This is a genomic window from Vampirovibrionales bacterium (assembly GCA_016712355.1).
Taxonomy (GTDB): Bacteria; Cyanobacteriota; Vampirovibrionia; order Vampirovibrionales; family Vampirovibrionaceae; genus JADJRF01.
Map to the genome: position 1 here is coordinate 1169071 of JADJRF010000005.1, position 21709 is coordinate 1190779.

20 protein-coding genes are annotated in these 21709 nt (G+C 61.6%); 5 read left to right on the forward strand and 15 right to left on the reverse strand.

Annotated elements, in window-relative coordinates; genetic code table 11:
* Nucleotides 1-29 precede the first annotated feature (29 nt).
* From IPK79_06715 to IPK79_06750, 8 genes are all read right to left on the reverse strand, one after another.
* Entirely contained in the window at nucleotides 30-767 is a 738-nt protein-coding gene (locus IPK79_06715) for a class I SAM-dependent methyltransferase (protein MBK8190127.1), read from the reverse strand.
* Nucleotides 768-788: 21 nt separating this feature from the next.
* Entirely contained in the window at nucleotides 789-1691 is a 903-nt protein-coding gene (locus tag IPK79_06720; GenBank protein MBK8190128.1) for an aminotransferase class IV, read from the reverse strand.
* Nucleotides 1688-3052: an ATP-dependent endonuclease gene (locus tag IPK79_06725; protein ID MBK8190129.1), complete on the reverse strand. Its 1365-nt coding sequence runs from the start codon at nucleotides 3050-3052 to the stop codon at nucleotides 1688-1690. The genes IPK79_06720 and IPK79_06725 overlap by 4 nt, the downstream gene beginning before the upstream one ends.
* A gap of 65 nt (nucleotides 3053-3117) precedes the next feature.
* The gene (locus IPK79_06730; GenBank protein MBK8190130.1) at nucleotides 3118-3525 is read right to left on the reverse strand and encodes a hypothetical protein; all 408 of its coding nucleotides are present in this window, start codon (nucleotides 3523-3525) and stop codon (nucleotides 3118-3120) included.
* Nucleotides 3526-3596: 71 nt separating this feature from the next.
* Nucleotides 3597-4349 carry a WecB/TagA/CpsF family glycosyltransferase gene (locus IPK79_06735; protein ID MBK8190131.1) on the reverse strand — a complete coding sequence of 251 codons (753 nt, stop codon included), beginning with the start codon at nucleotides 4347-4349 and terminating at the stop codon, nucleotides 3597-3599.
* On the reverse strand, nucleotides 4315-5592 hold the full coding sequence (locus IPK79_06740) for a glycosyltransferase family 4 protein (protein ID MBK8190132.1): 1278 nt from the start codon (nucleotides 5590-5592) through the stop codon (nucleotides 4315-4317). The genes IPK79_06735 and IPK79_06740 overlap by 35 nt, the downstream gene beginning before the upstream one ends.
* Nucleotides 5538-6887, reverse strand: a complete 1350-nt coding sequence (locus tag IPK79_06745) for a hypothetical protein (protein MBK8190133.1) — start codon at nucleotides 6885-6887, stop codon at nucleotides 5538-5540. Before IPK79_06745 ends, IPK79_06740 begins: the two co-directional genes overlap by 55 nt.
* A gap of 87 nt (nucleotides 6888-6974) precedes the next feature.
* Nucleotides 6975-7670: a biotin--[acetyl-CoA-carboxylase] ligase gene (locus tag IPK79_06750; protein MBK8190134.1), complete on the reverse strand. Its 696-nt coding sequence runs from the start codon at nucleotides 7668-7670 to the stop codon at nucleotides 6975-6977.
* A gap of 181 nt (nucleotides 7671-7851) precedes the next feature.
* On the opposite strand from IPK79_06750, the gene IPK79_06755 reads away from it, so the two are divergent.
* Together IPK79_06755 and IPK79_06760 are read left to right on the forward strand one after the other, a co-directional pair.
* Nucleotides 7852-8865, forward strand: a complete 1014-nt coding sequence (locus IPK79_06755; protein MBK8190135.1) for a WYL domain-containing protein — start codon at nucleotides 7852-7854, stop codon at nucleotides 8863-8865.
* Nucleotides 8855-9895: a WYL domain-containing protein gene (locus tag IPK79_06760; GenBank protein MBK8190136.1), complete on the forward strand. Its 1041-nt coding sequence runs from the start codon at nucleotides 8855-8857 to the stop codon at nucleotides 9893-9895. Before IPK79_06755 ends, IPK79_06760 begins: the two co-directional genes overlap by 11 nt.
* On the opposite strand, the gene IPK79_06765 is transcribed toward IPK79_06760, so the two are convergent.
* The 5 genes from IPK79_06765 to rsmG all read right to left on the reverse strand — a co-directional run bounded on the left by IPK79_06765 (nucleotide 9892) and on the right by rsmG (nucleotide 15749).
* On the reverse strand, nucleotides 9892-10134 hold the full coding sequence (locus IPK79_06765) for a hypothetical protein (protein MBK8190137.1): 243 nt from the start codon (nucleotides 10132-10134) through the stop codon (nucleotides 9892-9894). The genes IPK79_06760 and IPK79_06765 overlap by 4 nt on opposite strands.
* Before the next feature lie 30 nt (nucleotides 10135-10164).
* Entirely contained in the window at nucleotides 10165-12021 is a 1857-nt protein-coding gene (locus IPK79_06770) for a ShlB/FhaC/HecB family hemolysin secretion/activation protein (GenBank protein MBK8190138.1), read from the reverse strand.
* Nucleotides 12022-12158: 137 nt separating this feature from the next.
* On the reverse strand, nucleotides 12159-14486 hold the full coding sequence (locus tag IPK79_06775; protein MBK8190139.1) for a HAMP domain-containing protein: 2328 nt from the start codon (nucleotides 14484-14486) through the stop codon (nucleotides 12159-12161).
* Nucleotides 14487-14630: 144 nt separating this feature from the next.
* Nucleotides 14631-14915, reverse strand: a complete 285-nt coding sequence (locus IPK79_06780) for a hypothetical protein (GenBank protein MBK8190140.1) — start codon at nucleotides 14913-14915, stop codon at nucleotides 14631-14633.
* Between the two features lie 135 nt (nucleotides 14916-15050).
* A complete protein-coding gene (gene rsmG, locus IPK79_06785) occupies nucleotides 15051-15749 on the reverse strand; it encodes a 16S rRNA (guanine(527)-N(7))-methyltransferase RsmG (GenBank protein ID MBK8190141.1) in 699 nt (232 codons plus the stop codon).
* 121 nt (nucleotides 15750-15870) lie between these two features.
* Between rsmG and IPK79_06790 the strand changes: the two genes are divergently transcribed.
* Together IPK79_06790 and pyrE are read left to right on the forward strand one after the other, a co-directional pair.
* On the forward strand, nucleotides 15871-18726 hold the full coding sequence (locus IPK79_06790; GenBank protein MBK8190142.1) for a tetratricopeptide repeat protein: 2856 nt from the start codon (nucleotides 15871-15873) through the stop codon (nucleotides 18724-18726).
* Entirely contained in the window at nucleotides 18689-19258 is a 570-nt protein-coding gene (gene pyrE / locus IPK79_06795) for an orotate phosphoribosyltransferase (GenBank protein ID MBK8190143.1), read from the forward strand. The genes IPK79_06790 and pyrE overlap by 38 nt, the downstream gene beginning before the upstream one ends.
* On the opposite strand, the gene IPK79_06800 is transcribed toward pyrE, so the two are convergent.
* On the reverse strand, nucleotides 19194-19694 hold the full coding sequence (locus IPK79_06800; protein MBK8190144.1) for a hypothetical protein: 501 nt from the start codon (nucleotides 19692-19694) through the stop codon (nucleotides 19194-19196). The two genes, pyrE and IPK79_06800, sit on opposite strands and share 65 nt — an antisense overlap.
* Nucleotides 19695-19834: 140 nt before the next feature.
* Between IPK79_06800 and IPK79_06805 the strand changes: the two genes are divergently transcribed.
* Nucleotides 19835-20290, forward strand: a complete 456-nt coding sequence (locus IPK79_06805) for a hypothetical protein (protein MBK8190145.1) — start codon at nucleotides 19835-19837, stop codon at nucleotides 20288-20290.
* Here IPK79_06805 and asnS read toward each other — a convergent pair.
* A complete protein-coding gene (gene asnS / locus IPK79_06810; protein ID MBK8190146.1) occupies nucleotides 20287-21678 on the reverse strand; it encodes an asparagine--tRNA ligase in 1392 nt (463 codons plus the stop codon). The two genes, IPK79_06805 and asnS, sit on opposite strands and share 4 nt — an antisense overlap.
* Nucleotides 21679-21709 lie beyond the last annotated feature (31 nt).

Consider the following 21709-nt stretch of genomic DNA (forward strand, 5'->3'; position numbering starts at 1 on the left):
TCGTCATCTCTCGGCTGATTCGTATCGCTTCATTCCGCCGGGCGCCGCGCGATGGCCAGTAACGACAGGCCAATGGGCGGGGCAATGCGATCTTCCATCCACTGGAAGATTGGCGTCAAACGGTCAAATAGCTTCACCGGGCCCGCTTCCATGCGGGTCTTGCCCAGTAATTTAAATTGCAGCCACCATGCAGGCGCGCCCGCCAGATTAAAGGCGCGGGTTTCCAGCACTTCCAGCCCTTGCGAGGTGAGCGTCTCCATCAGCCGGCGCCGGTCATAGCGTCGGTAGTGGCGAATGCTGCGATCAAAGCGGCTGTATAAAAACCGCAGCGCGGGGACAAAAATAATCAATCGTCCGCCGGGTTTGAGGCGATCGCGCAGCCGCGAGACGGCCAGCCGGTCGTGGCGCAGATGCTCCAGCACGTTGAGCATCACGATGCTGTCAAACAAGGGCGGATGCCACGCGTGGGGCTCGTCGTCCTCGCGCGAAAACAAATTGACCGTGAGCGCTTCCAGCGATTTGCCCGGCGGCGGCGTCACGCGCGCCAGCGTCTGCGCGACGTACTCCGGGGCGATGTCCAGAGCGGTCACGTGAGAAGCGCGCTCCAGCAGCAGGCGCGTAAAGTTGCCCACCCCGCAGCCCACCTCCAGCGTGCGCTCGCCCAAATAGCGCTCAAATGAGCGAAAAATCCAGCGATTATAGCGCTCAGCCGCCGCCAGCGAGGCCAGCGCCTCGGTTTGCGCCTCTGCGGGGCGAACGTCGCTCATGGCAAAAAAGTCTCCGCATGCTCAGGACGATGACAGGGAATCCAGCGCATTATACTCCGCCTGAAGCCCCGTCAACAGCGCGCGCGCCGCAGGAGGCCACGGCATGACGGTTTCCTGCGCGCGCGCAATGGGCCACAGCCCCTGGACGGCATTGGTCAGAAACCCGCCTGATACAGTCCTCAGGTCATCTGTCGCCAAGGCCTGCTCGACGACTTCGACGCCGTTTGCCGTCGCGATTTGCAAAACCTCTGCGCGCGTGATGCCCGCCAGACAGCCGTCGCCCTGCGGATCCGGCGTCCAGAGCGCGCCATCGCGGATCCAGAACACGTTTGCCACGCTCGACTCGCTCAGCAGGCCGCGTTGATTGCGCCAGAGCGCGTCATCAAACCCCGCGCGGCGCGCGCTCTGGCGCAGCAGCATCGCTTCCGCCAGCGCCCCATGCTTGAGCGCAGGAAACGCCTTCTCATAGCCGACAATCTGAAGCGACGCGCCCTGAGCGTGTTCGTTGAGCGGCGCGCGCTGCCTGCCAGAAATCGATCTGAGAGAGATCAGCAGGCGCGCAGGCCAGGGCCCGCCGCCTTGCCAAAGCGCTCCGGCCTGCGACGCGTCGGGGGCAAGCGTCAGCCGAAACGCCAGAGAAATCGCCTCGCCTTGGCGCTGTGCGAGATCAGTCAGCGTGTTGCGTATGTGTGGCGTGGCCAGCGCAGGCGCTGTTATGCCCATCGCGTCGCCGTGCGCGATGAGGCGCGTGACGTGCCGCGTGAGCCGCGCCTCGCTGAGCGGCCAGCGAAAGGTCGTAAAGGCGCAATAGCCCGCCAGCAGGCTTTGCCACACGCCGGGCGGCAGCTTGCCGCTCTCGACAGGGCCGGTCGCGTCGATCCATTCTTCTGGTAGCGCGTCCGGCAGCGCGCGCGGGTTGCTCATGCGCCGAGAAGTCCCAGAGCCGAGAACAGCCGGCGTACGTCACCGGGAACGTCCTGAGGGCCTGTGATGGCGGCTGCAATGGCTTGGGCAAAGCGCGCCTTGTCAAAGGTTCCGCCTTCCAGGCCATAGCGTTTCCACAGGGCCTGAAGCGTCTCGACCGTTCGCGGCGAACGCCCTTTCTCTTGTCGCCATTCCGCCTGCGCGGCCTGCCAGTCGCTTTCGCTCAGCGGGCGAGAAGGCGTTAATTCCTGATTCAGGGCGCGCAGCATCAGCGCCAGCGGGTAGGCGTCCTCCATTTCGCCGGGGGATAGAATAATCAGGGTATCCTGAGGCCGGAGGGCGTTCTGAAGCGCCTGCGCGCCGTCGCGGGCGTCGTTATCGAGCAGGGCGGCAATAGGGCCTGCTGTAATCGGGGCGTATTCTTCGTACAGCCTTGCCAGCGGCTTCTTGCCGCCTGCGGCCATCATAAACGCCCCGGCGCCTGAAAGCGACAGGCCCAGCGCTCGGGCAAACGCCGGTAATACCAGCGTCTCGGTGACCCCTTCTACCAGTATCAGTTTGCGGACGGGTCGCACGAACGACGGCGTCTCGTTTGCGCCAGTGTCCTGCGCGGCGTCGGCGCGCTGAAGCGCCTCGTCCCACGTGATTTTTTCAATCGGCGCGTCTCGAGTGATCATGTCCAGAAGCCAGATTAATCGCGAAAACGGCGCCAGCGCCGCGCGCGCGCGATCGTCTGAGGTCAGCGCCTCCAGCAAGGCGCGCCAGGGCAGGGGATAGCTCAGCCATCGCGCGGCCAGCCAGCCGATGGCCGGATCGTTAAAGGCTTCGAGATACGGCGCATGATAGCCGTGGGCCTGTAAAATGGCGCTCAGCGAGGCACGATCGAAATTTTCGGCAAGATAACGCCCGCTATGCACCGCGCTGAAGGACGCCCCGTCGGCCAATTGCGCGATTTCCTGCGCCGCCCAGGCGCGCGGGTCAAATTGACGGGTTTCCTGCGCGAGGAGTAGGAGGGTCAGGGCCTGATCCGCCGTGTCTGGCGCGCTCTCGTGGGGCGTCCCCAGCGCGAGCCGCCAGAGCCGTTGCGCCGTTTCGTCGCGCAGGGCGGGCGGCCACTGGCTGCAATCCGCTTCGCCGCGCCGCGTGGGCGTCAGCGTGGGCGCAATAAGGCGAATATGCGCATCCGGGATGCGTTGCGCAGGCGGCTTAAAGCCCAGCAGACGATTGGCATGGCTCATGACGCGCAAGAGCGACGGCGCGCGGCAGCGGTCTGCAATATCTGGACAGGAGTCCAGGCGCGAGGCGGCGGTCGCCGGGGCGTCATCAAGCGTCAACGGGCGCGGAATCCAACTCAACAGCATGTTGCGCGTCTTGCCGAGGCGCAACTCAGTCCATTGTAGCAGGAAGCGGCCCGCTACGCGCCTGTTTACGCGAAATAGCTTAGCAGGTGATGAGTGTTTGGATCGCTTGCGTCCGTAAACGTTAACCCACCGCCGGATCGGGCCTTGATCACCCCCACATCGCGACCGGAGTCGGGATCAACGAGGATGAGTTGGCTGGCGCGTACGGCCTCTTCTGGAGAGCCGTTGCCAAAACGGGGCGTCGCAAAATGGGAGTTAATAGTGGTCGCCATCATACAATCTCCTCCTGAAAATACAGGAAGATTATTCAGGGAATTCATGTGTTCATCGCCGGGCGTATCAGGCTGAATGCCAGTCAGCAATTGGATTGAGAGAAAGACTGGCTTGGCGGGGATGTTATTATGGATCGCGTTTTTATATTTGACAAGGGGGGTGATTATTAAGATTTTGAGCGGGCTTGCGCACTGCGTCATGAGGCGGTTATAGAGGCCCTCATGCAGATTTGAGTTTTGATTTTAATTTGAATGCTGCGGCCATGCGCCGCTTATTTGAGCCGTAAGGCGACGCTTTGTTTCAGAATTCCCCATAAAAAACGCGGATTCGTATGCAGATAGCGCAGAAACAGCCGTGGTTCGCGCGTCATGCGGAACGCCCATTCCAGACACAAATGCTGAACCCAGCGCGGGGCGCGTTTGACATCCCCGCTGAAAAACGGGAACGCCGCGCCCAGCCCTATCATCACGGCGGGGATTTTGCCGTAGCGCTCCGCCATCCAGCGTTCCTGCTTGGGACACCCCAGCGCAACCATCACGATATGGGCGCCGCTGGCATTGATGCGGGCCAGCGTGTCCTCATGCTCTTGCGGCGAGAGCGGGCGAAACGGCGGCGATTCCAGCCCCGCAATGACCACGCCGGGATACTCGCGCCGGATTTTCTCGCCCAGATGCGATAGCACCGGCGGCGTGGATCCGTAGAAATACACCGACAGCCCGGCTTCACCGGCGGCTTTCAGGGTGCGAATCATCAGGTCGTGTCCGGCGATTTGCTCCTGATGACAACCGTACAGCAGATTCATAAACACCGAGACGGGCCGCCCGTCCGGCGTGGCAATGGCGGCCTGATTCAGCAGGCGCTTGAACTCGGGGTCAGATTCCGCCTCCATAATCATATGGACGCTGGAAACGCAGACATAGGCGGACTCTTTGGAGCGCCCCAGCGCGATAATGGCATTAACCACGTCTTCAAAAGACGCCTCAGTGATATCAGCGCCCAGCAGGCGACGTTTGGGGAGTCTCATCGGCGAACTGAAGCCGCCTGTCTCGCCGGGCGTCGCAAACGCGCGCGTAGATCCCTCGTAAGTGCTCATACGTTACCTCCGCAGTGTACTGATTCAGATATTTCTGTCGGGCGTTGTGAGAGAGTCGTTGCCGCAGCCCGGCATCCGCCGCGATTCTCAGCGTGGCGTCGGCGAGCGCGTCCGCGTCGCCTGGCGGAATCAACAGGCCTTGCGCCTCGTGCGCGACGATTTCTGGCAGGCCGCCCATCTGCGAAACGAGCGCCGGCGCGCCGCAAGCCAGCGCCTCGACCAGCGTCAGGGGAAACCCCTCATACCAGAGGCTGGGAAACGTCAGCGCGCGGGCGCGCATCATCCGCTGGCGGACGTCTGCGGGCGGCAGAAAGCCTTCATAGACGATATTGGGAAATTGCGCCGCCGCCTGAGCTGCGCGCGCGCTCAGCGGGCCGGTTCCGACCAGGCGTAACGGCAGCCCCGTTTGGGCAAACGCCTGCAAGAGCGTCTCTATCCCTTTTTCGGGGGACAGACGCCCGACAAACAGAAAGAAATCCTCTCGCGGCGCGTCATTATCGCCGGGATCGCCGCAGAAATTAGGTTTAACCACGACTTGCGACGGCGTCAGCCCCATGGCCCCGCTCAAGAGCTTCTGACGAGCGAAGTCGGTCAGCGCAATAAACGCATCGACGTGATGTTGCCATGTGCCGATAACGCCGTGCCAGGCGTTGATGCCCGCCACTGCGGCGCTTTGGAGACGAGAATCCCGGTAGCAGCCGTGCAGAATCCCACTGAGCGCCAACGGCTGTTTGACGCATGCTTCGCACGGACGCCCCTCGCGAAACAACTGCGCCTTGGGGCAAATCAGCCGAAAGTTATGCAGGGTCGCCACCACCGGCACGCCTTCGCCATGCGCGGCGCTGAAAATCGAGGGCGACGCCAGCGGAAACCAGTTGTGAACGTGCATCACGTCCGGGCGCTCGTCGCGAATGATGCGGCGCGTCTGGCGCGCGGCCTGCGGGTTGTAAAAGCCTTTCGCGCCTGCCGACAGGGCCGCTGCGCGCGAATCAATCGCCTCATTATGGAACGTCAGCTCAAGGACCTCGTGGCCGCGCGCGCGCAACAGGTCGCGCTCGGCCTCAAAGACAGCGTCTTCGCCGCCGCGCTGCTGGTAGTAATTGTGCGCCATCAGAATTTTCATGGCGCGATCGCCTGACGTTTGGGCGCCGATAACGGCGCAGGTGGATGCCATGGCAGGCGTCGGGCCGCTTCTCGCGCTTGTTCGCGGACGTGATTCAGTCGAAGCGCCACGCCTGCGATGAAATAATAGGGAATCGCGAAAAACGACAGCGAAAACGGCGGTTCGCCCAGACTTGTCAGCAATGTATCCACCAGCAGAAAGAGAAAACACAGGGTAATGGGCCCCCAGTGCCGCACCCGCTGGTAATAGCGCGTGACACGCATGGCGATGCCAACAATATAGGCCTGCATCATCAGAAAACTAATCAGGCCGAAGACGCCCATGCGCGCAAACACGCTGATAAAGTCGTTGTGCGGCTCTCGGACCTGAACGCCGCCTGCAATTGAGAAATCCACCAGCGGAAAGCCAAAGCCGCGTCCCCACAGGGTATACGCCCACGATTGCGTCGATTCCAGTAATATCTGGCCCCACCAGAGCAGGCGCAGCTCATTGCCGCTGCTGATGGAGGCTTCCGGGTTTGAATGGCCGAAAATCTCCATAAACAGCGCGACATAGTCCGACATCGTGAAATCATCCCCAAAGCGCCCGTAAATCGGGATGCCGGAGCCCAGAATGACTGCCATCAGGACGATCGGCAAGGCGGTTATCAGCGCGAGCTTGCGAAACTGACGCCATCCGCCCGTCATGACGAAATACGCCAGCAAAAAGCCCAGTTGCAGATACAGCGTGCGCGAAGGAAACAGCAATAAGGCCAGCGTAATCGCCCCCACGCCAAACGCCAGAAAACGACCGGGGCCTTCGTCAAAGTGGCGCTTGAGATAATACGCGGCGCCGACCGTCAGCAGCATGCCCGAATTGGTAAACAAAAACAGCAGGGGGATTTCGCGCCCCGACGCGTTGGAAATCACCGGCGAAAACGGCATTAGCGCGTTGCGGAAGGGATACGTAAGGCTATAGACGGCGATGATCAGAAAAATTCGAGGCAGCCAGCGATTCAGACGCTCCAGCGAAGCTTTATTGCCCGCAAACGCAAAACCCACGTACAAAAACAGCGATTCAATCACGTTCGACGCGTCGCGAATGGTCCAGAACGGATCCTCAAACAGGCCCATCGCCACATGAAAGCCGCCAATCGCCAGCCACGCCAGAAACGGAATCATCAGCGGACTGCGAATAAAGCGGGGCAGCGTCTTACGATGATTAATCATCAACAGTGACGCGGCCAGCGCCAGTTCCCCCACCGGAACCGGACCGATGCGCACGAGCATAAAGCCGTAATTCAGCAGAAAATACAGCGCAATGAGTACCAGTAAAAAGGCGTCCCGCCAGCGGGTCAGCTCGATCATCCCACCGCTTCCCAGTCTCGTCGCCGCCCTATACGCGCGGCGATTCCAGTATAGCGCTGCGCGGGGGCGCATCGGGCCTTGGCGGCTTTAAATTCCCCTATCCGAGGGAGGAGCGTCTAGGGTTAAGGCGCGCCATCGCGCCAGAACGGCGGCCTCGTCCCCGGCGAACACCCGCTGATGCTGCGCGTCAATGGCCTCCGCCAACAGCCGCGCCAGCGCCATGGGATCCAGCGCGCCAAAGGCTTCTGCGTCCATGGTCGCTTCCAGACTGGTCGCCGGCGCCCACGCGTGGGGCCCCAGCGGTCGCGCGGTTGCGCGTAGATTCAGGCCCACGCCGGTAATCACGGCCAGGGCGCGATCCCCCTGAATGACGCTTTCTGTCAGAATCCCGCCCAATTTACCGCCTGCCAGATACAGATCATTAATCGGCTTGATGCGTATCGCAAGCCCATACGCTGCAATCAGCGCTTCTGCGCAGGCCGCGCCCGCCGAGCGGGTGAACATATCACTGAGCGGCAGCCTCTGGCCGCCGACTGGCAAGTGAACCACGCTCATATAGAGCCCGGCATCGTGCTCCGAGAGCCAGAGACGCCCCTGCGATCCACGCCCTGCCGTTTGTCCGCGCGCCGTGATCACCGACGTGCGCGTCAGCGCCCCCGCCTGAAGCAGCCGTTTGGCCTCGTCGTTGGTGGAATCAATCGTGTCGTAGCCATACCACTGCATCCCCCCAGCATGCTCAACGCACGCCCGCGCGTCAATCGTGCGGCTGCTGATGGGGGCCATTGCATGCGCTCGCCGCTAAAACCGAACATAAAGGGGTTTGCAAAGCCGTTTGCGCCTCGTACAGTAAAATAGACTCTTGCCAAACCGTGTTTCTCTCTTCTTATTTTTTGGATAGTTCTCTCTTTTATCGTCAGAACGCGTGTCGTCTGGGCGCCCGTTTTGTCGCCCGGTTAGGGAATCCGTGACATCTTCTGCGGACCAAAAACTCAAGGCTTCTTCGTTAAACGCCACTGCGTACCGCATTTTTAAGCTGCTGCAATGGCTGAGCGAAGCCCCCCTGAGCGTCGAGGAACTCAACGCGCGGTTTCTCGAAGATCCGGTCATTGGGCGTACGCTGTCAGAAGACTCCATCTGGCTGTATCTTAATACGTTGCGCAAGCTGGGCTGCGATATTGCCCGGCCCGTGGCTTCCAGCGGCTACCGATACCGCCTGCGCACGCATCCTTTCGGCGCACGCTATGCGCCTGAAGAAATTCAAACCCTGATCGACGCCAAGCGCTTTGCCGAAAGCCATCTCCAGTACCCGGAAATCCTGCATCTGGATCGCTTCTTTAAAAAGGTCATCCTGTTTTCTTCCACGCCGGATATTCCCCAGGCGCTGGAAGCGCTGTTTCATTTGTCGCGCAGCCGGGACTACGAAGCGCAGCTCGACGCGCTGGAAGCCCTTTACACGGCGCTTCAGCGAAATGAGCTGCTGTTTCTTCAGTATCAGTCGCCGGTCAACGGCTTGCAGCGCTTCTATTTCCTGCCAGAAGATCTCTTTTATCGCGGGGGCGTGATGTATCTTAGCGGCGCCAAGCTGGGCGCGCCGCATCTACTGATGCTGCGGGTGGATCGCATCGAAGACTTCGAGACCACCGAGCAACCGGCCTTATACGCGCAACTGGCCAGCCAGCGGGGCGCCAAAACCCTGATTCGCCTTCATATTGAGGCCGATCCGCATCTTGAACCCCCTGAAGTCGAAGCTTTGGGCGGGCATTGCCAATATTGCGCCGACGCCTCGCCCCCACGCTGGGAGGTCACCCTGGAGACGCGCGACCGCTTTGCGGTGCTGCAACGCCTGTTTCAGTTGGCGCGTCCCTTTAAGGTGCTGGAGCCCGACGATTTTCGCCAGTCGGCGCACCGCACGCTGTCGGCCATGGCGCGCCTGTATCAGGACGACGCAGCGAAAGGGGACGCCGCGCATGGCCGATGACCCCAGTGGGTGCCCGCAAAACGGCCCTCAAAAGGAGGAGATCTCGGCAGATGCCGGCGAAACCCGTAAATATAATGTTTCCGCCTATCGCGTCCTGTTTATCCTCTTGCTGCTGATGCGCCAGCGATCGCTGTCGCTGGAAGACATTAACCGCGAGCTGATTGCCAATGCGTCCGTCGGCCAGGCTTATAACGGCGAGACGATTACAAAATACGTCAACACGCTGCGCCGCGTCGGCTGCCAGATTCCGCGACCCAACGTGCGAGACGCCTTTCAATACGCGCTCCAGCGCAGCCCCTTTCCCATCCCGGTTTCCGAAGCGGAATTAGCCGCCGCTCAGCGCCTGCTCGCCCTGCTTTCCGCCCTGCCAGATGAAACCCTGTATTTACGCTATTATCAGGCGCTCTGTAAAATCGCCTGGTCGTTGAGCGAGGCGCATCAAACCCAATTGCTCTGCGAACCGCAGGAAGCCTGCCGCGAAGAAAGCCTTCAACGGCGGCGCGCGCTGGCCGCCAAATTCCGCGAACTCTGCAAAGACGCTCAGGTTCTGTCGATTACCTACGCCTCCGACGCCGCCGAACCGCTGCAATTGCTCGTCGAACCCTTTCAGACGCTTCACGAGAACGGGCGCCTGTATTTAATGGCCTATGACCGCAACCACTACGAAAAAATCAAGCTGAATCTCGATAAAATCCTGGAGGTCCGCCAGCTCCCGCTCAAGTGCGAGCGGCGGGTGCGCCTCACTACCGTCATGTTTCGCCTGAGCGGGCGCCTGAGCAAGACCTACCGGCCTTATAAAGACGAAACCGTGCGCCCTGACGACGCGCATCCCGATACGCTGCTGGTGCGCGCGCGTACCGACGATGTGCCTGCGCTCCTGCGCCGTTTGTTTAAATACGGCGACCTGTGCGAAGTCCTCTCTCCCGCCGATGCGCGCCGGTTTATGGCCGAGCGAGTGGCGCGCCTGCTGGCCGCGCTGGGCCCGGTGACAGACGTCTTACCCCCGGACGCGCCGGACGAGGCCGATTAACACAAGACAAAGAGGCGACTGCCGCCAATGACCGCCTTATCGCCATGATAGCCCACAAACATGGGCTTGCTCAGCGGGCGATTGACGCCATAGGTGGCCATGAATTGCGGGGCTGCGCTATCCATTGCGGCCATAAAGGGGTTGCCTGCGCCGGTGGGGCGAGTCAGTTGCACGGCGGCGAACGCGGGCGCCGCCACGTTGGCGGGCGAACCCGGAAGTTTGCCAAACTGTAAACTCATCGCAGCGTAACCTCCCTCAAGTCGTCTCCCTCAGCAAGCCCGTGCTAACTGCTTGTCTGCTTGAGAGTATAAAAACGTTTTTAAGGAAAGCAAGATTCCACCCTGTCTGAAAATGCGTTCGCTAAAAAGGCGTTGCCTGAAGCGCAAAGTGAATGCGCGGCGAAAAGTGAGACGATTCCTGCTTGGCCAGCGGGATGCCGAGATCCAGCCGTCCAGAAAGCGCGTGATTTCGGCGCGAATGCCCACGCCCACGCTCACCAGATAATTGGTCGGGTCGTCGGCCAGCGTGCGATCGTTGATTTTGGCATATCCATAGTCGGCAAACGTCAGCAGTTGGATTTTATCGCGCAACGACGCGTCCGAATACGGCAGTTTCCACTTTCTGGGAATCAGCGGGCACGGAAAACGCAGCTCGCCGCTGACAAACATCAGCGTATCGCCCGAAATCAGCGCTTCGCGATATCCCCGTCCGTAGTACGTACCGCCGATGGCCCCCAAATGTGGAGAGGGCAGGGTGTCGGGGCTCCACTGCACGGTGCCGTTCAGCACGGCTGACATCGCATGCGGCAGGTTCCGTAAATAATAGAACGCGCCCAGATATTTAAAGAACTGGCTTCCGCCGCCCGGATTGCCCAGATTGGGATACGAACTGGGCGTGCCCCCCAGAATATCCAGCCCGACGCTGACCTCGTTGCGAATCGACAGCTCCTGCTGCTCGCTGACCTGATCGAACTGCAAGCCGGCGCGCAGGGTGCGAAGCTGCTCTTTCTCGATGGGGATGCTCTTTTTAACCAGCGTCTTGAACTGCTGGATGTCCAGATTCAGGTCTGCGCTCCAGCGAGCTGTTTTGCCGTTGTACAGCACTTGCGAAATGCCAGGAGAGAGCGTCCACGCCGAACCGGTCTGGCGAAAGGCCTCGTAGTCTTCTCCGGCGGGATCGGCTTTCATTTTGGAGAAATTTACCATCAGCCTTGTGCCGTGAGCGTTCAACGGCGCCTGATACTGCAAAAACACGCCGCTTGCGCGTCCCCCGGGAATGACGCCGACCAGGGTCGAGTCGTTGAGGCCCAGCGTATTGTTAAGCCCGGCGGTAATGCCGACGATGCCTTGATGCGTCCCGTAATAGTACTGGTCCAGATTGTTCCAGTAGCCGGTCAGGTGCGCGGGCAGATGATTGTCAGCGTCGAGATCCAGCGTCACCGTTTCCGGGGTCGGCCCCGGCTTGAGCTGCGCCTGAAGATGGATATCCGGGTTGTCCTGAATCAGCCGCAGGCGCTTTTCAATTTTGGCGAGATTCACCGGATCGCCGGGGCGCAGGCCCAACTGATAGCGAATGGCCCCCGCCCGAAAATACCGGGAATGATTGACCGAGATTTTGTCCAGCATCAGCGGTTTGGCGACCGCTTCCAGCGCGTCGCCGTCTGCGGCGAAGAAGATTTTGCACAGGCGATGGCGCTGCTCGCAGGCCTGCCCCATGGCTTTGGCCAGCGCTTGATAGTCTTCCAGACTCAGCGGTTTGCCCACAAACGGCTGGGCGGCGGCTTGCATCGCTTCGGTTTGTCGGGCGTCCGCACCAGAGGCCGCGATAGTTGAGAAGGACGGGGTTTGTCCCGCTTTTAGCGTGTCGAGCAGGGGCTTGTCGATAAAGGCGCTGTCGCCTTCCCATTTAATATCAATCGGGTCCAGAAAGGTCTGCGGCCCGAGTGCGGAAAAGCTTTCATCCACCGGCGTATACACCTGGGCCCACTCGCCGCCGGTTTGCGGACGCGGGGCGTCGGGCAGGTTAGGTTGCATTGCGCGCGCGTTGCCGCACACGCTGGCCGCCAGCAACCCTAAAAACGCAGAAATAGCGAAAAGACGGGGACTCAACAGCGTCACGTGGGGCACGGGCGGATTTCCTTTCTGACTCATGTACGAGGAGACTGGTGTGGCCGTAAGCCGGCGCATTGCGGGAATGTCTCAGAATACGCTTGTGGCAGGCGCGGGCGCATGCTCCGATTGCAGGAGATTACGTCGCGCAGGCGTTACACTTTGAATTGGCCCGCCATTTGCGTCAGTTGTTGCGACAACTGTTCCAGATCGTTGGAAATCACCGCGACGGCGCTGGCGCTTTGAGACGAGTCGCCCGCCGAACGGGTCACCATCGAGATGCCGCCGGAGACCTTCTTCGCTTCCGCCGCTGCGTGCTGGCTGTTGTCGCGAATTTGTCCCGCCCCTTGCAAAATCGATGTCATAAAGGTCGCCATGTCCTGAATGCGGCTGGCCGTGTTGCGCGCATCCGAGGCAATCGACTGCATCGCGCCGGAAGCGTCGCTGACGCGGCCCGAGACGTTGCGGGCGATTCCGGCCGCCTTGCCCATATGGCCGCTTACTTCGCGCGCCGTGGCGCTTTGCCGCTGCACGGCGCTGGCGATATTCTCGTTGGCCTGATACACGTCGTCAATGGATCCTACAATGCGTTGCAGCGTCTGGGCGGCCTTGAGCGTAATCTCGCGCATCTGCTCAATCTTGTCCTGAATCTCGCCGGTGGCGCTCTCCGATTGTCCGGCCAGCAGCTTGACTTCATTGGCGACCACGGCGAATCCGCGCCCGCTGTCGCCCGCGCGACTGGCTTCGATCGAGGCGTTGAGCGCCAGCAGATGGGTTTTGCGCGCGATATCGCCAATCATGCCGATGACTTCATCGATCGAGGCGACGGCCCCCGACAGTTCGCTGACGATCGTTTCGGTGGTCTGGGCGTCCTGTCGCGCTTCGCGCACGATGGCCATGCCTTGATCCGCGCAGGCGGAGACGTCGCCCAGCGACGCGTTAATCTCCTGGGCAGAAGCGGCGACCGAGGTCACCACGTCGGTCATGTCGCCCGCGCTCAGCGCGACGCTCTGCAGCGTTTGCGTAATGGTCTGCACGGCCCCGTCCATCTGCTGGGCGTTGCCGCGAATCGCTTCGCTGGATTCCATCACTTGCCGAATATGATCGCTGGAGTCGCGCGCCGAACTGGCGATGGATTGCAGGCTGTCGGTGAGAATCCGGGTCGACTGGCTGGTTTCGTCCGAGAGGCGCGAGACTCCGTCGGCATTCTCCACCAGCGAATCTGACGATTGCAGCAGGCGTTGCGCGGCGCCGGACAGCGAGGCCGCGTTGCGCTGGATTTCGCTCATCGCCCGGCGCAGTTGGCCCGAAAATTGGCGCACCGAGCGATTTAATTCGCCGATTTCCGACTGCGAGGCGTCTTGCGGGATCTCCAGCGTGAGATCGTAGCCCGCCAGGCGCTGGATGTAGTCAATCATCCGCTGCGTCGGCGCAGCGAGCTTGATGCCGACGCCCACGGCCAGAATCACCGAGAGGATCAGACACCCCAGCGTCAGTCCCGCAATAAGATAGAGCAGGGCGTACATCTGGGCAAAAGCTTCGGCTTTAGGGGCCTGTGTAATCAAAACATAACCCGACGGCAGTCGCGTGAAGGCCGTCATCTGGGCTTGACCGTTTATCGTTATTTCGCTCAGGCCCGCGTCCTGACGCTGAATCAGCGCGGCAAGATCGCGGTACGCGCCTTTGCTGGCGGCGGCCAGTTTTTCTCCCATCGCGTACTGGCGGCTGGCCAGAATCGCGCCGTCGCCACTGACCAACATGCCGTATCCCGTCTCATAGAGGCGAATCCGGCGAACCATGGCAATCAGATTGTCAAACGAAATATCCATCCCCACGATGCCCATCGAGCGCCCGTTACGGCGAATGGGCGCGGAGTAGGTGACCATCTGGAGTTTCAGGTCTTTGTCTTCGTAGGGCGCGCTCCACAGCCCGGCGCCTTTCTCAAGCGGGGCGAAGTAATACGCCATGGCGGGGTCAGACGCCACGAAGTCGCTCATGACGCCCATATCGCGATTGCGCTCAAAGCGCGCCGGGTTTTTGCCATGATTCTCGTCGACGTACCAAGCGCCATAAATGCCTTTGTACAAAGCGATATTGGGGTAAAAATACACGCTCATCGCGCCCGGAAGCTGGCGCACCGCGTGATACAGCACCGGGGCGGCCTGGTCCTGATACCCTACAATCGCGCCGCCGGGTCCCGGCATCGTGGCGGCCAGATACGCGCTCAGCGTCTGCGTGGCGCTTTCCACGCGCTGAAGCGCTTCGTTGATGTCCGACGCTTCGTTATGCGTGGCCAATTCCATGTTGCGGGCGACCTGATCCCGCATAAAGGCTTCGCTGCGCCATGCGCTGATGCCGCCGATCAGCCCGCCCGCCACCACGGTGGAAAGCGCCATTGATACAATAATGCGCGACTTAATCGATCCCAGGCGCAAGCGTCGGCAAGCGCCATGAAACAGCTCCAAAATCCGCAGATGCGACATACGGGGGCGGCCCTCCTGTTGCTTTGATTAAAGCAAGCCAGCAAGACGCGGCGCCCCGTTTGAATGAAGGAAATTGGCGCCAATGGCTTATCCCGTCCCGGCATTTAGACGAGAATTCTCAGGTTTGAGCGGCGAGAACCGCCGTTAAAAGCAGGTTCGGTAGCGCCCGCTCAGGTTGCAGCGGATGCGCTTAATCTGTGAAGGAGAGGCTTCGCTCGCTTCGTTTGCGGCTTCAGACGAGCGAATGGCGGGCGATTTCTGAGGGTCGCCGACCTCGAGCATGTTGAAGGCCGTGGTATCGTCGCCCAGCGTTTGCGGCAAGGGGACAAACTGGCGCTCGGCGGCGTGGGCGCCTGCTATTATCAGACACGCGCAAAGCGAAAGCGCCCCGAGCGACAGGGCCATTACCCAACGGGAGGAACGCATCATGATCGTCTCCTGTAGTTGAAAGCCGACTGCTGCATACTGCTTTTATTATATATAAAACATATGCCACTTGACAAGTGCTATTTTGATAGCAATTTGAAAGATTGCGCGTTTGTGCGCTGTCTTTCAAGTGGCGTCTTACAGGGGCGTTTCCAGGATAATCACCGCCGTCTGCGCCGTCCAGTCGTGCGGCGGCTCGTGAATCTGCGCGCGGACGCCTGCAAAACGTCGCAGCGCGTCTTTGGCGGCCGTTAGCTCCTGGCGGGCCGTGGGGCGGCCTTTAATGGCAAGCAGCCTCCCGCCGGGCTTCAACAGCGGCAGCGTCCAGGGCGCGAGCTTGGGCAGGGCGGCCACTGCGCGAGCGGTCACGACGTCAAATCGTCCGGCAAAATCGGGATGGCGCGTGAGGTCTTCGCTGCGGGCGTTGACCACCGTCAGGCGCGATTCCAGCGCGAGCGCCTCGCGCATGGCCTCGATAAAGCGGCATTTCTTGCCGGTGGCCTCAATGGCGACGACGCTCAGATCGGGTCGCGCCAGCGCCAGCGGCAACGCTGGGAATCCCGCGCCGCTGCCCACGTCGGCCACGCGCGCCCCGTGCGGGATAAACGGCAGAACCGTCAGCGAATCCAGCGCATGGCGGCGCAGAAAATCCTCCGGCGCGGTCAGCCGCGTCAGATTCATCGTCCGATTGGCCTCAATCAGGGCGTGATAGAGTCGCTGGCAGTCAGCCTGAAACGCATCGAAATTGTCCGGGGCGGCGTTGAGCGCGCGCGCCGCGTCAAGCCACTCGTCCCAGTTCAGGGGCGGCGGCGGGGCGTCATCGCAAGGGTCGGGCATGGCGGGTTTCGGTGTACAATCTCTAGACAGCGCTATTGTCCCACAGTCGCCCGCCGCCGCGGGTCGGGAAAGACATCTCGCAAAAGCCATCTCGCGAAAGACATCTCAGGAAAGAGACCTCATGACGCTTGCGCCCTATATCAGTCAGGCGGTTCTCGAACGCCTGAAGTCCGGGACGTTTGTCGCCGATCGGCGATCGAATCCTGGCGCGCTGCGTCTGCGCGATCGCCGCGACACGCTTTCGCCGCTGGCGGTCACCAAGCGCTGCGTGCGCTACGACCACCATGTGTTCGCCAACCGCGCGCCGCTGATTATCCAGCTCGCCGAAAGCCTGAACGATCCCGCCAAGAAGCTCGCCATGGTCAGCGGCCCGCAAGGCTGCGGCAAAACCAGCCTGATTCGCGGCATTGTCGAGTTAATGGGCGGCGGGCGCGAGCAATTGCTCTGGTTTGACGTCAACGTCCATACCGATTTCGAAGAAGTCATCGGCTTTCTCATCCAGTCCATCACCACGCTATGTTCCGCCTTGAGCCTGTCGGCCCCGGAAGAAGGGCGCATCCTGACGCCCACGGGCGCGCCGCCGGATCCCTTCATGCATCTGGAGCGTCTCATCGATCGGGTCAACGACGTGCCGCTGCTCATCGTGATCGATAACATCGAGTACCTGGTCAACAGCGAACATCAGTTGATGTCGCAGCCGCTGAAAGAGACGCTCAACTACCTGTTGTCCTTTCCCAATCTCAAGGTCATCCTGTGCGGCGAGCGGATGCCGTATGCCGATATCCGCGCGCGCGGCCCGGCCATGACGCACCTGCAACTGGCGGGCCTGTCGCTCAAAGAAGTGCAGGCGCTGATTGCCGAATCGTCCTTCCCGCCCTTGGGAGAGCGCCGCATGATGGCGCTGTGCCGCAAGACCCAGGGCCGTCCGTGGCTGCTGAAGCTCGCCTTTTACCTGCAAAAGAAGCTGGCCAGCGACCCCGAGCGCCATGCGGCCTTTTTGCAGGAACTGACCGCCTTTCTCGACGATCGCGCCGCCGCCGCCACGCCTGCGGGCGTTGACGATCTCGACGGGCTGGAGGCGGCTTCCCCCGTGGAGCCGATTATCCATTTTATTTACCGCCGTCTCAGTCCCGGCGAACGAAAACTTACCCATGCGCTGGCGTTGATCCGCCATCCGGTCGATATTGTCGTGCTCGGCGCGATGTTTCCGGGTCTGCTGCCCGAAGATCGCGAGGCCGCCGCCGCCATGCTCGATCATTCGCTGCTGACGCCGCTCATGAAGCGGATTTTCTCGCCGCAGGCGGTGATGGCGCATATCCGAAAGCGCCATGAGCCGCCATCGACCTTTCTGCCGAGTTACGAGTTTTACCGCCAGGCGCGCAAACTCCTGATGCCGCTGATCCCGGAAGCGGAGCAAATCCAGTTGCGTCGCGCGCTGGAGGCTTTTTATCTGCGCGAGCGCGATTTACCGCAGAGTCGCCGCGCCTATCCCGTCAAAACCCGGATTCTGGCGGAAGAGGCCGCCCGCCACGCGACGCTGGCCCGTCAGCGGCGAACCGGCGCGGCGCGCGACGCGCAGAGCGCTATCTTTCGCACAGAATCTCCTGCCGTTGTCGTCAAGACGCCGCCTGCCGTTGCAACATCAGCCCCGCTGTCCTTTCAGGCCGCTTCCGCGCCCGCTTCGACGGATGCCGCCGCGCTTGATTCCGGGCTGGCGCCCTCTGGGGCGACGCCGCGCTTTCGCGATGCGCTGGCCGCCGCCAGTCTGCCGCCGCTGGAAGCGGCCCCGCCCAGAGAATCGAAATCATGGGAAAAAACGCCAGAAGAAACGCCCTCTCGCTCTAATGCGCCTCCCCTGCCGACGCGCGCCGAGACGCCTGCTTTTACCGATGACGCCGTTTCATCCGGCGCGGGCCCTGACCTCCCGCCGCCGTCCGCCCCTCTGGCCGCCGACGCCCCGGCGCGGGAGATTCAGCAACGCCTTGCCGATGCTGTGACGCGGCGCGATCAGCCCGCCGTGGTCGAGTCCCTGCTGGCGCTTGCGGAGTGTCGCCAGAGCGCCGGGCGCTCGCAAGACGCCGAAGCCTGCCTGCGGGCGGCGCTTTCCCATGCGCATGAGATTCCGCCGTCGGCGCGGGTGAATCTGCATCAACGCTGGGCGCGCTTTTGCGTCGAAACCTTTCGCCCGCGCGAGGCGCTGGAGGCTCTCGAAAAGGCCCTGACGGCTCTGGATGCGGCGCCCGAGGCCGCAGACGCGCCGGGGGCAGACGCCGCTAGCGCAGAGACCCGCATCCGCATTTACGATCAGACCGGCGATTTGCTGGCCCTGCAAGGGCGTCCGCACGAGGCGCTGGCGGCCTACTTCAAGGCGCTTGACCTGCAACCCGCCCCGGAAACCGCCCGCGAGCGCCAGGCGGCCTATGCCGAGCGCTATTTCAAGATCGCGCAGCTTTACGACGACCTCGCCATGCCCGATAACGCCCTCACGTACTATGAGCAATGCCTGTCGCTGGACCGCGAAATGGGCTCGGCGCTGTCGTGCGCCGCGACGCTGACCAACATCGGCGCGCTGCAACTGGAGCGCGAGCGTCCGCAAGAGGCGCTGGCCTCGTTTAAAGCCGCGCTGGAGTTCGATCGCCGCGCCGAAAACGCTGAAGGCGCGCACCAGACCCTGATGCTGATGGCCATGGCCCAATTGCGCCTGGGCGAAACCGCCAGCGCCGAAGAGTGCTACCGTCAGGCGCTGGCCAACGCCATCCGCGAAGAGAACTCGCTGTGGAAGGCCAACGTCTACCTCAAGCTGGCGCGGCTGTATCTGGCCTCAGGCGAGGCCGAGCGCGCGCTGGTGCATTATCAGTCGGCCCGCGCCAGCATCGATCCCGGCGAAGTGTCCGCCGACAGTCTGTCTTATCTCGATCAGCAAATCAAGGAGACCCTTTATGCTATCCAGCGCCCTTCTTCAGACCCAACGGGATGAACTCTTCGAGCTGCTCAAGCGGCTGGCTTTCCGGCGCGGCGACTTTATTCTGGCCTCTGGCAAGCGCGCCTCGTTTTACCTAGACTGCCGTCTGGTCACGCTCCACGGGCGCGGGGCGCATCTCATCGGCCAATTGCTCTACGAACAGCTTGAACCGCTACACTTGGACGCCGTTGGCGGCGTGGTGCTGGGCGCCGCCCCCATGGTCAGCGCGATTACGGCGCGCAGCGCTCAGGCGGGCAATCCCATGCACGGCTTCCTGATTCGCAAACAGGGCAAGGGCCATGGCGCGGATCGTCTGGTCGAAGGCCCCATCGACCCGTGGATGCGCGTGGCGATTGTCGAAGACGTTATCACCACGGGGCGATCCGTCCTGCAAGGCATCGAAACCCTGCGCCGCAGCCTGCCCGATATCAAAATCACGGGCGTCTACGCCCTGATTGATCGCGGCGACGGCGGTCGCGAGGCTATTGAGGCGGAATCGATTCCGTGTCAGGCGTTGTATAGCGTTGACGAATTTCTTCGGGGATGAAGCGCTGCCAGTCGGCGCCCATCGATTGAATGAATTCATGCGCTTCTAATACGGCGTCTTCGTCGATCACCGGCGACTGGGCGAGGCGTTGGCGATCGTCGTCGGTGAATTCCGGGTCTTTAAAGCGCTTGGCATCCTGAATGGCCCGCGAGTGCGGCGCAGATTCCACGCCCACGGCGGCCACGCCGTTATGGCGTCCGCAGTGGTGGCAATGCACGCTGACGATGTACATGCCATCGCCTTCGCCCACCAGCTCGACGTCTTCGGGCTCGAACGCTTCCTGACAGAAATTGCATTCCATGCGCGTGAAGAAATGCTGAATAATACCGAACGTATCCATCCGAAACGCTTCCATCTTCTCGCAGACGCTACGGAGAAACCGGCGGACGGCTGCCACGACGCGTCGCGATTGCCCAGCCCGGTTGACTGTTTCCATTATAGCGCCCGCTTGGGCCACCGGCCACGCTTTTCACTTTTTTGTTAGAATCCGGCCTTGGCGTCGCTCTGTTTCGGATTCTCTCGAATCCCCGGCTGCCGCCGTCTGTGCTCTTTTCGTTGTCTTCAGGACCTTCGCCCGTGACCGCCGCCGACTGCCTGCTGCTCGACGTCCAGATTTTCGATACCGATTGCTATGGCGTGATGTGGCACGGCGCTTACACCAAATGGCTGGAAATGGCTCGCGTGGCCTATCTCAAGCGTCGCGGCGTCCTGCTCTCAAAGCCCGGAGAGCCGGACGGGCTCGTGTATCCGGTGGTGGCCCAGCAATTCGCGTTTCGCTCGCCCGCGCGCATGGCGGACGTTCTGGCGCTGGAAACGACGCTGGCGATTGAGGGCCGAAAACTCCTGTTCTCGCAGACGTTTCGCCAGCAGGACACAGGCCGCGCGCCAGAAGCGCCGCCGATCGCCGCGCCTTCGCGCGTGGTGATGGAAGCTCTCACCACTTGCGTGATTCTCGACAGTCGCTGGAAACCTCTGCGCCGCCTGCCAGACGATCTGCTTGAAAAGCTGACGGCCCCGCCGCCCGTCGCCTAGGGGCTCAGCCGGTCCATCAGACGCGGGAAGGGAATCGTCTCGCGGACGTGATGCAACCCGCAGATCCAGGCCACGGTGCGTTCAACGCCAAGGCCAAAGCCCGCATGCGGAAACGTCCCGTAACGGCGCAGGTCCAGATACCAGCCAAACGCCTCTTGCGGCAACTCATGGGCGTGAATCCCGCGCAGCAGGACGTCGAAATCGTCCTCGCGCTGCCCCCCGCCAATGATTTCGCCGTAGCCTTCCGGGGCGATCATATCCACATTCAGCGCCAGCTTGGGATTTTCGGGGTCGGCTTTCATATAAAACGCCTTCACCTCGCGCGGATAGCGGTGAATCAGGACCGGGCGATCAAAGCGCTGTGAGATGACGGTTTCTTCGTCGCCGCCAAAATCCTCTCCCCACGGGACATCATGGCCTTCGGTCTTGAGAATCGCCAGCGCTTCATCATAGCAAATCCGGGGAAACGGCTTCTGGATGGCTTCGAGCTTGGTGATGTCCCGCTCCAGGGCGAGCAGTTCAGGCCGCCGGCGTTTCAACACGCGCTGAACAATGGCGCAGACGAAGTCTTCAGCCAGATCCATGTCGCCCGCCAGATCCAGAAAGGCCACTTCCGGCTCCACCATCCAGAATTCCGTCAGGTGACGGCGCGTTTTGGATTTCTCAGCCCGAAACGTCGGCCCGAAGCAGTACGCGCGCCCGACCGCGGCGGCGGCGGCTTCGGCGTAAAGTTGCCCGCTCTGGGTGAGGTAGGCCTTGCCGTCAAAATACTGGGTTTCAAACAGATTGGAAGACCCTTCGCAGGCGTTGGGCGTGAAAATAGGAGAATCCACTAGCGTAAAGCCCTGGCCGTCAAAATAATCGCGAATCGCCGCGATAATTTCGGCGCGGATGCGTAGAATCGCATGCTGACGGCTGGATCGCAGCCACAGGTGACGATGATCCATGAGAAAGGCCACGCCATGATCTTTCGGCGTGATGGGGTATTCCTGAGCCGCGCCCAACACTTCAAAATCGCTGACCGACAGCTCGTATCCCAGCGCTGAGCGCGTATCGGCTCGAACCACGCCGCTCACGCGCACCGAGGACTCCTGCGAGACGCGATCGGCGGCTTCAAAGAGCGCCGGCGCCACGTCGCCGCGAAACATCACGCACTGAATCACCCCGGTGCCGTCGCGCACCTGTAAAAAGTGCAGTTTGCCGCTGGAGCGCTTGTTATACAGCCAGCCATAGAGTGTCACGCGCTGGCCGTCGTATTGCGCAATGCGTTCAATCGTGGGCCGCAGGGCCAGAGGCCCGCCGTCGGCGGCGGCAATCGGGCCTGAAGAAATCGAGGCGTCTGAAGAGAGTGAAGCGTCTGAAGAAATCGAGGCGTCTGAATCGGTCATCACAGGCGGGGATCCTTGCTCGGGGGAATGT

Excerpts from the sequence above, each read along its gene's own strand:
- IPK79_06715 (MBK8190127.1), bottom strand. The coding sequence starts at position 767 with ATGAGCGACGTTCGCCCCGCAGAGGCGCAAACCGAGGCGCTGGCCTCG.
- IPK79_06720 (MBK8190128.1), bottom strand. The coding sequence starts at position 1,691 with ATGAGCAACCCGCGCGCGCTGCCGGACGCGCTACCAGAAGAATGGATC.
- IPK79_06725 (MBK8190129.1), bottom strand. The coding sequence starts at position 3,052 with ATGCTGTTGAGTTGGATTCCGCGCCCGTTGACGCTTGATGACGCCCCG.
- IPK79_06730 (MBK8190130.1), bottom strand. The coding sequence starts at position 3,525 with ATGACGCAGTGCGCAAGCCCGCTCAAAATCTTAATAATCACCCCCCTT.
- IPK79_06735 (MBK8190131.1), bottom strand. The coding sequence starts at position 4,349 with ATGAGACTCCCCAAACGTCGCCTGCTGGGCGCTGATATCACTGAGGCG.
- IPK79_06740 (MBK8190132.1), bottom strand. The coding sequence starts at position 5,592 with ATGGCATCCACCTGCGCCGTTATCGGCGCCCAAACGTCAGGCGATCGC.
- IPK79_06745 (MBK8190133.1), bottom strand. The coding sequence starts at position 6,887 with ATGATCGAGCTGACCCGCTGGCGGGACGCCTTTTTACTGGTACTCATT.
- IPK79_06750 (MBK8190134.1), bottom strand. The coding sequence starts at position 7,670 with ATGGCCCCCATCAGCAGCCGCACGATTGACGCGCGGGCGTGCGTTGAG.
- IPK79_06760 (MBK8190136.1), top strand. The coding sequence starts at position 8,855 with ATGGCCGATGACCCCAGTGGGTGCCCGCAAAACGGCCCTCAAAAGGAG.
- IPK79_06765 (MBK8190137.1), bottom strand. The coding sequence starts at position 10,134 with ATGAGTTTACAGTTTGGCAAACTTCCGGGTTCGCCCGCCAACGTGGCG.
- IPK79_06775 (MBK8190139.1), bottom strand. The coding sequence starts at position 14,486 with ATGTCGCATCTGCGGATTTTGGAGCTGTTTCATGGCGCTTGCCGACGC.
- IPK79_06780 (MBK8190140.1), bottom strand. The coding sequence starts at position 14,915 with ATGATGCGTTCCTCCCGTTGGGTAATGGCCCTGTCGCTCGGGGCGCTT.
- rsmG (MBK8190141.1), bottom strand. The coding sequence starts at position 15,749 with ATGCCCGACCCTTGCGATGACGCCCCGCCGCCGCCCCTGAACTGGGAC.
- IPK79_06790 (MBK8190142.1), top strand. The coding sequence starts at position 15,871 with ATGACGCTTGCGCCCTATATCAGTCAGGCGGTTCTCGAACGCCTGAAG.
- pyrE (MBK8190143.1), top strand. The coding sequence starts at position 18,689 with ATGCTATCCAGCGCCCTTCTTCAGACCCAACGGGATGAACTCTTCGAG.
- IPK79_06800 (MBK8190144.1), bottom strand. The coding sequence starts at position 19,694 with ATGGAAACAGTCAACCGGGCTGGGCAATCGCGACGCGTCGTGGCAGCC.
- asnS (MBK8190146.1), bottom strand. The coding sequence starts at position 21,678 with ATGACCGATTCAGACGCCTCGATTTCTTCAGACGCTTCACTCTCTTCA.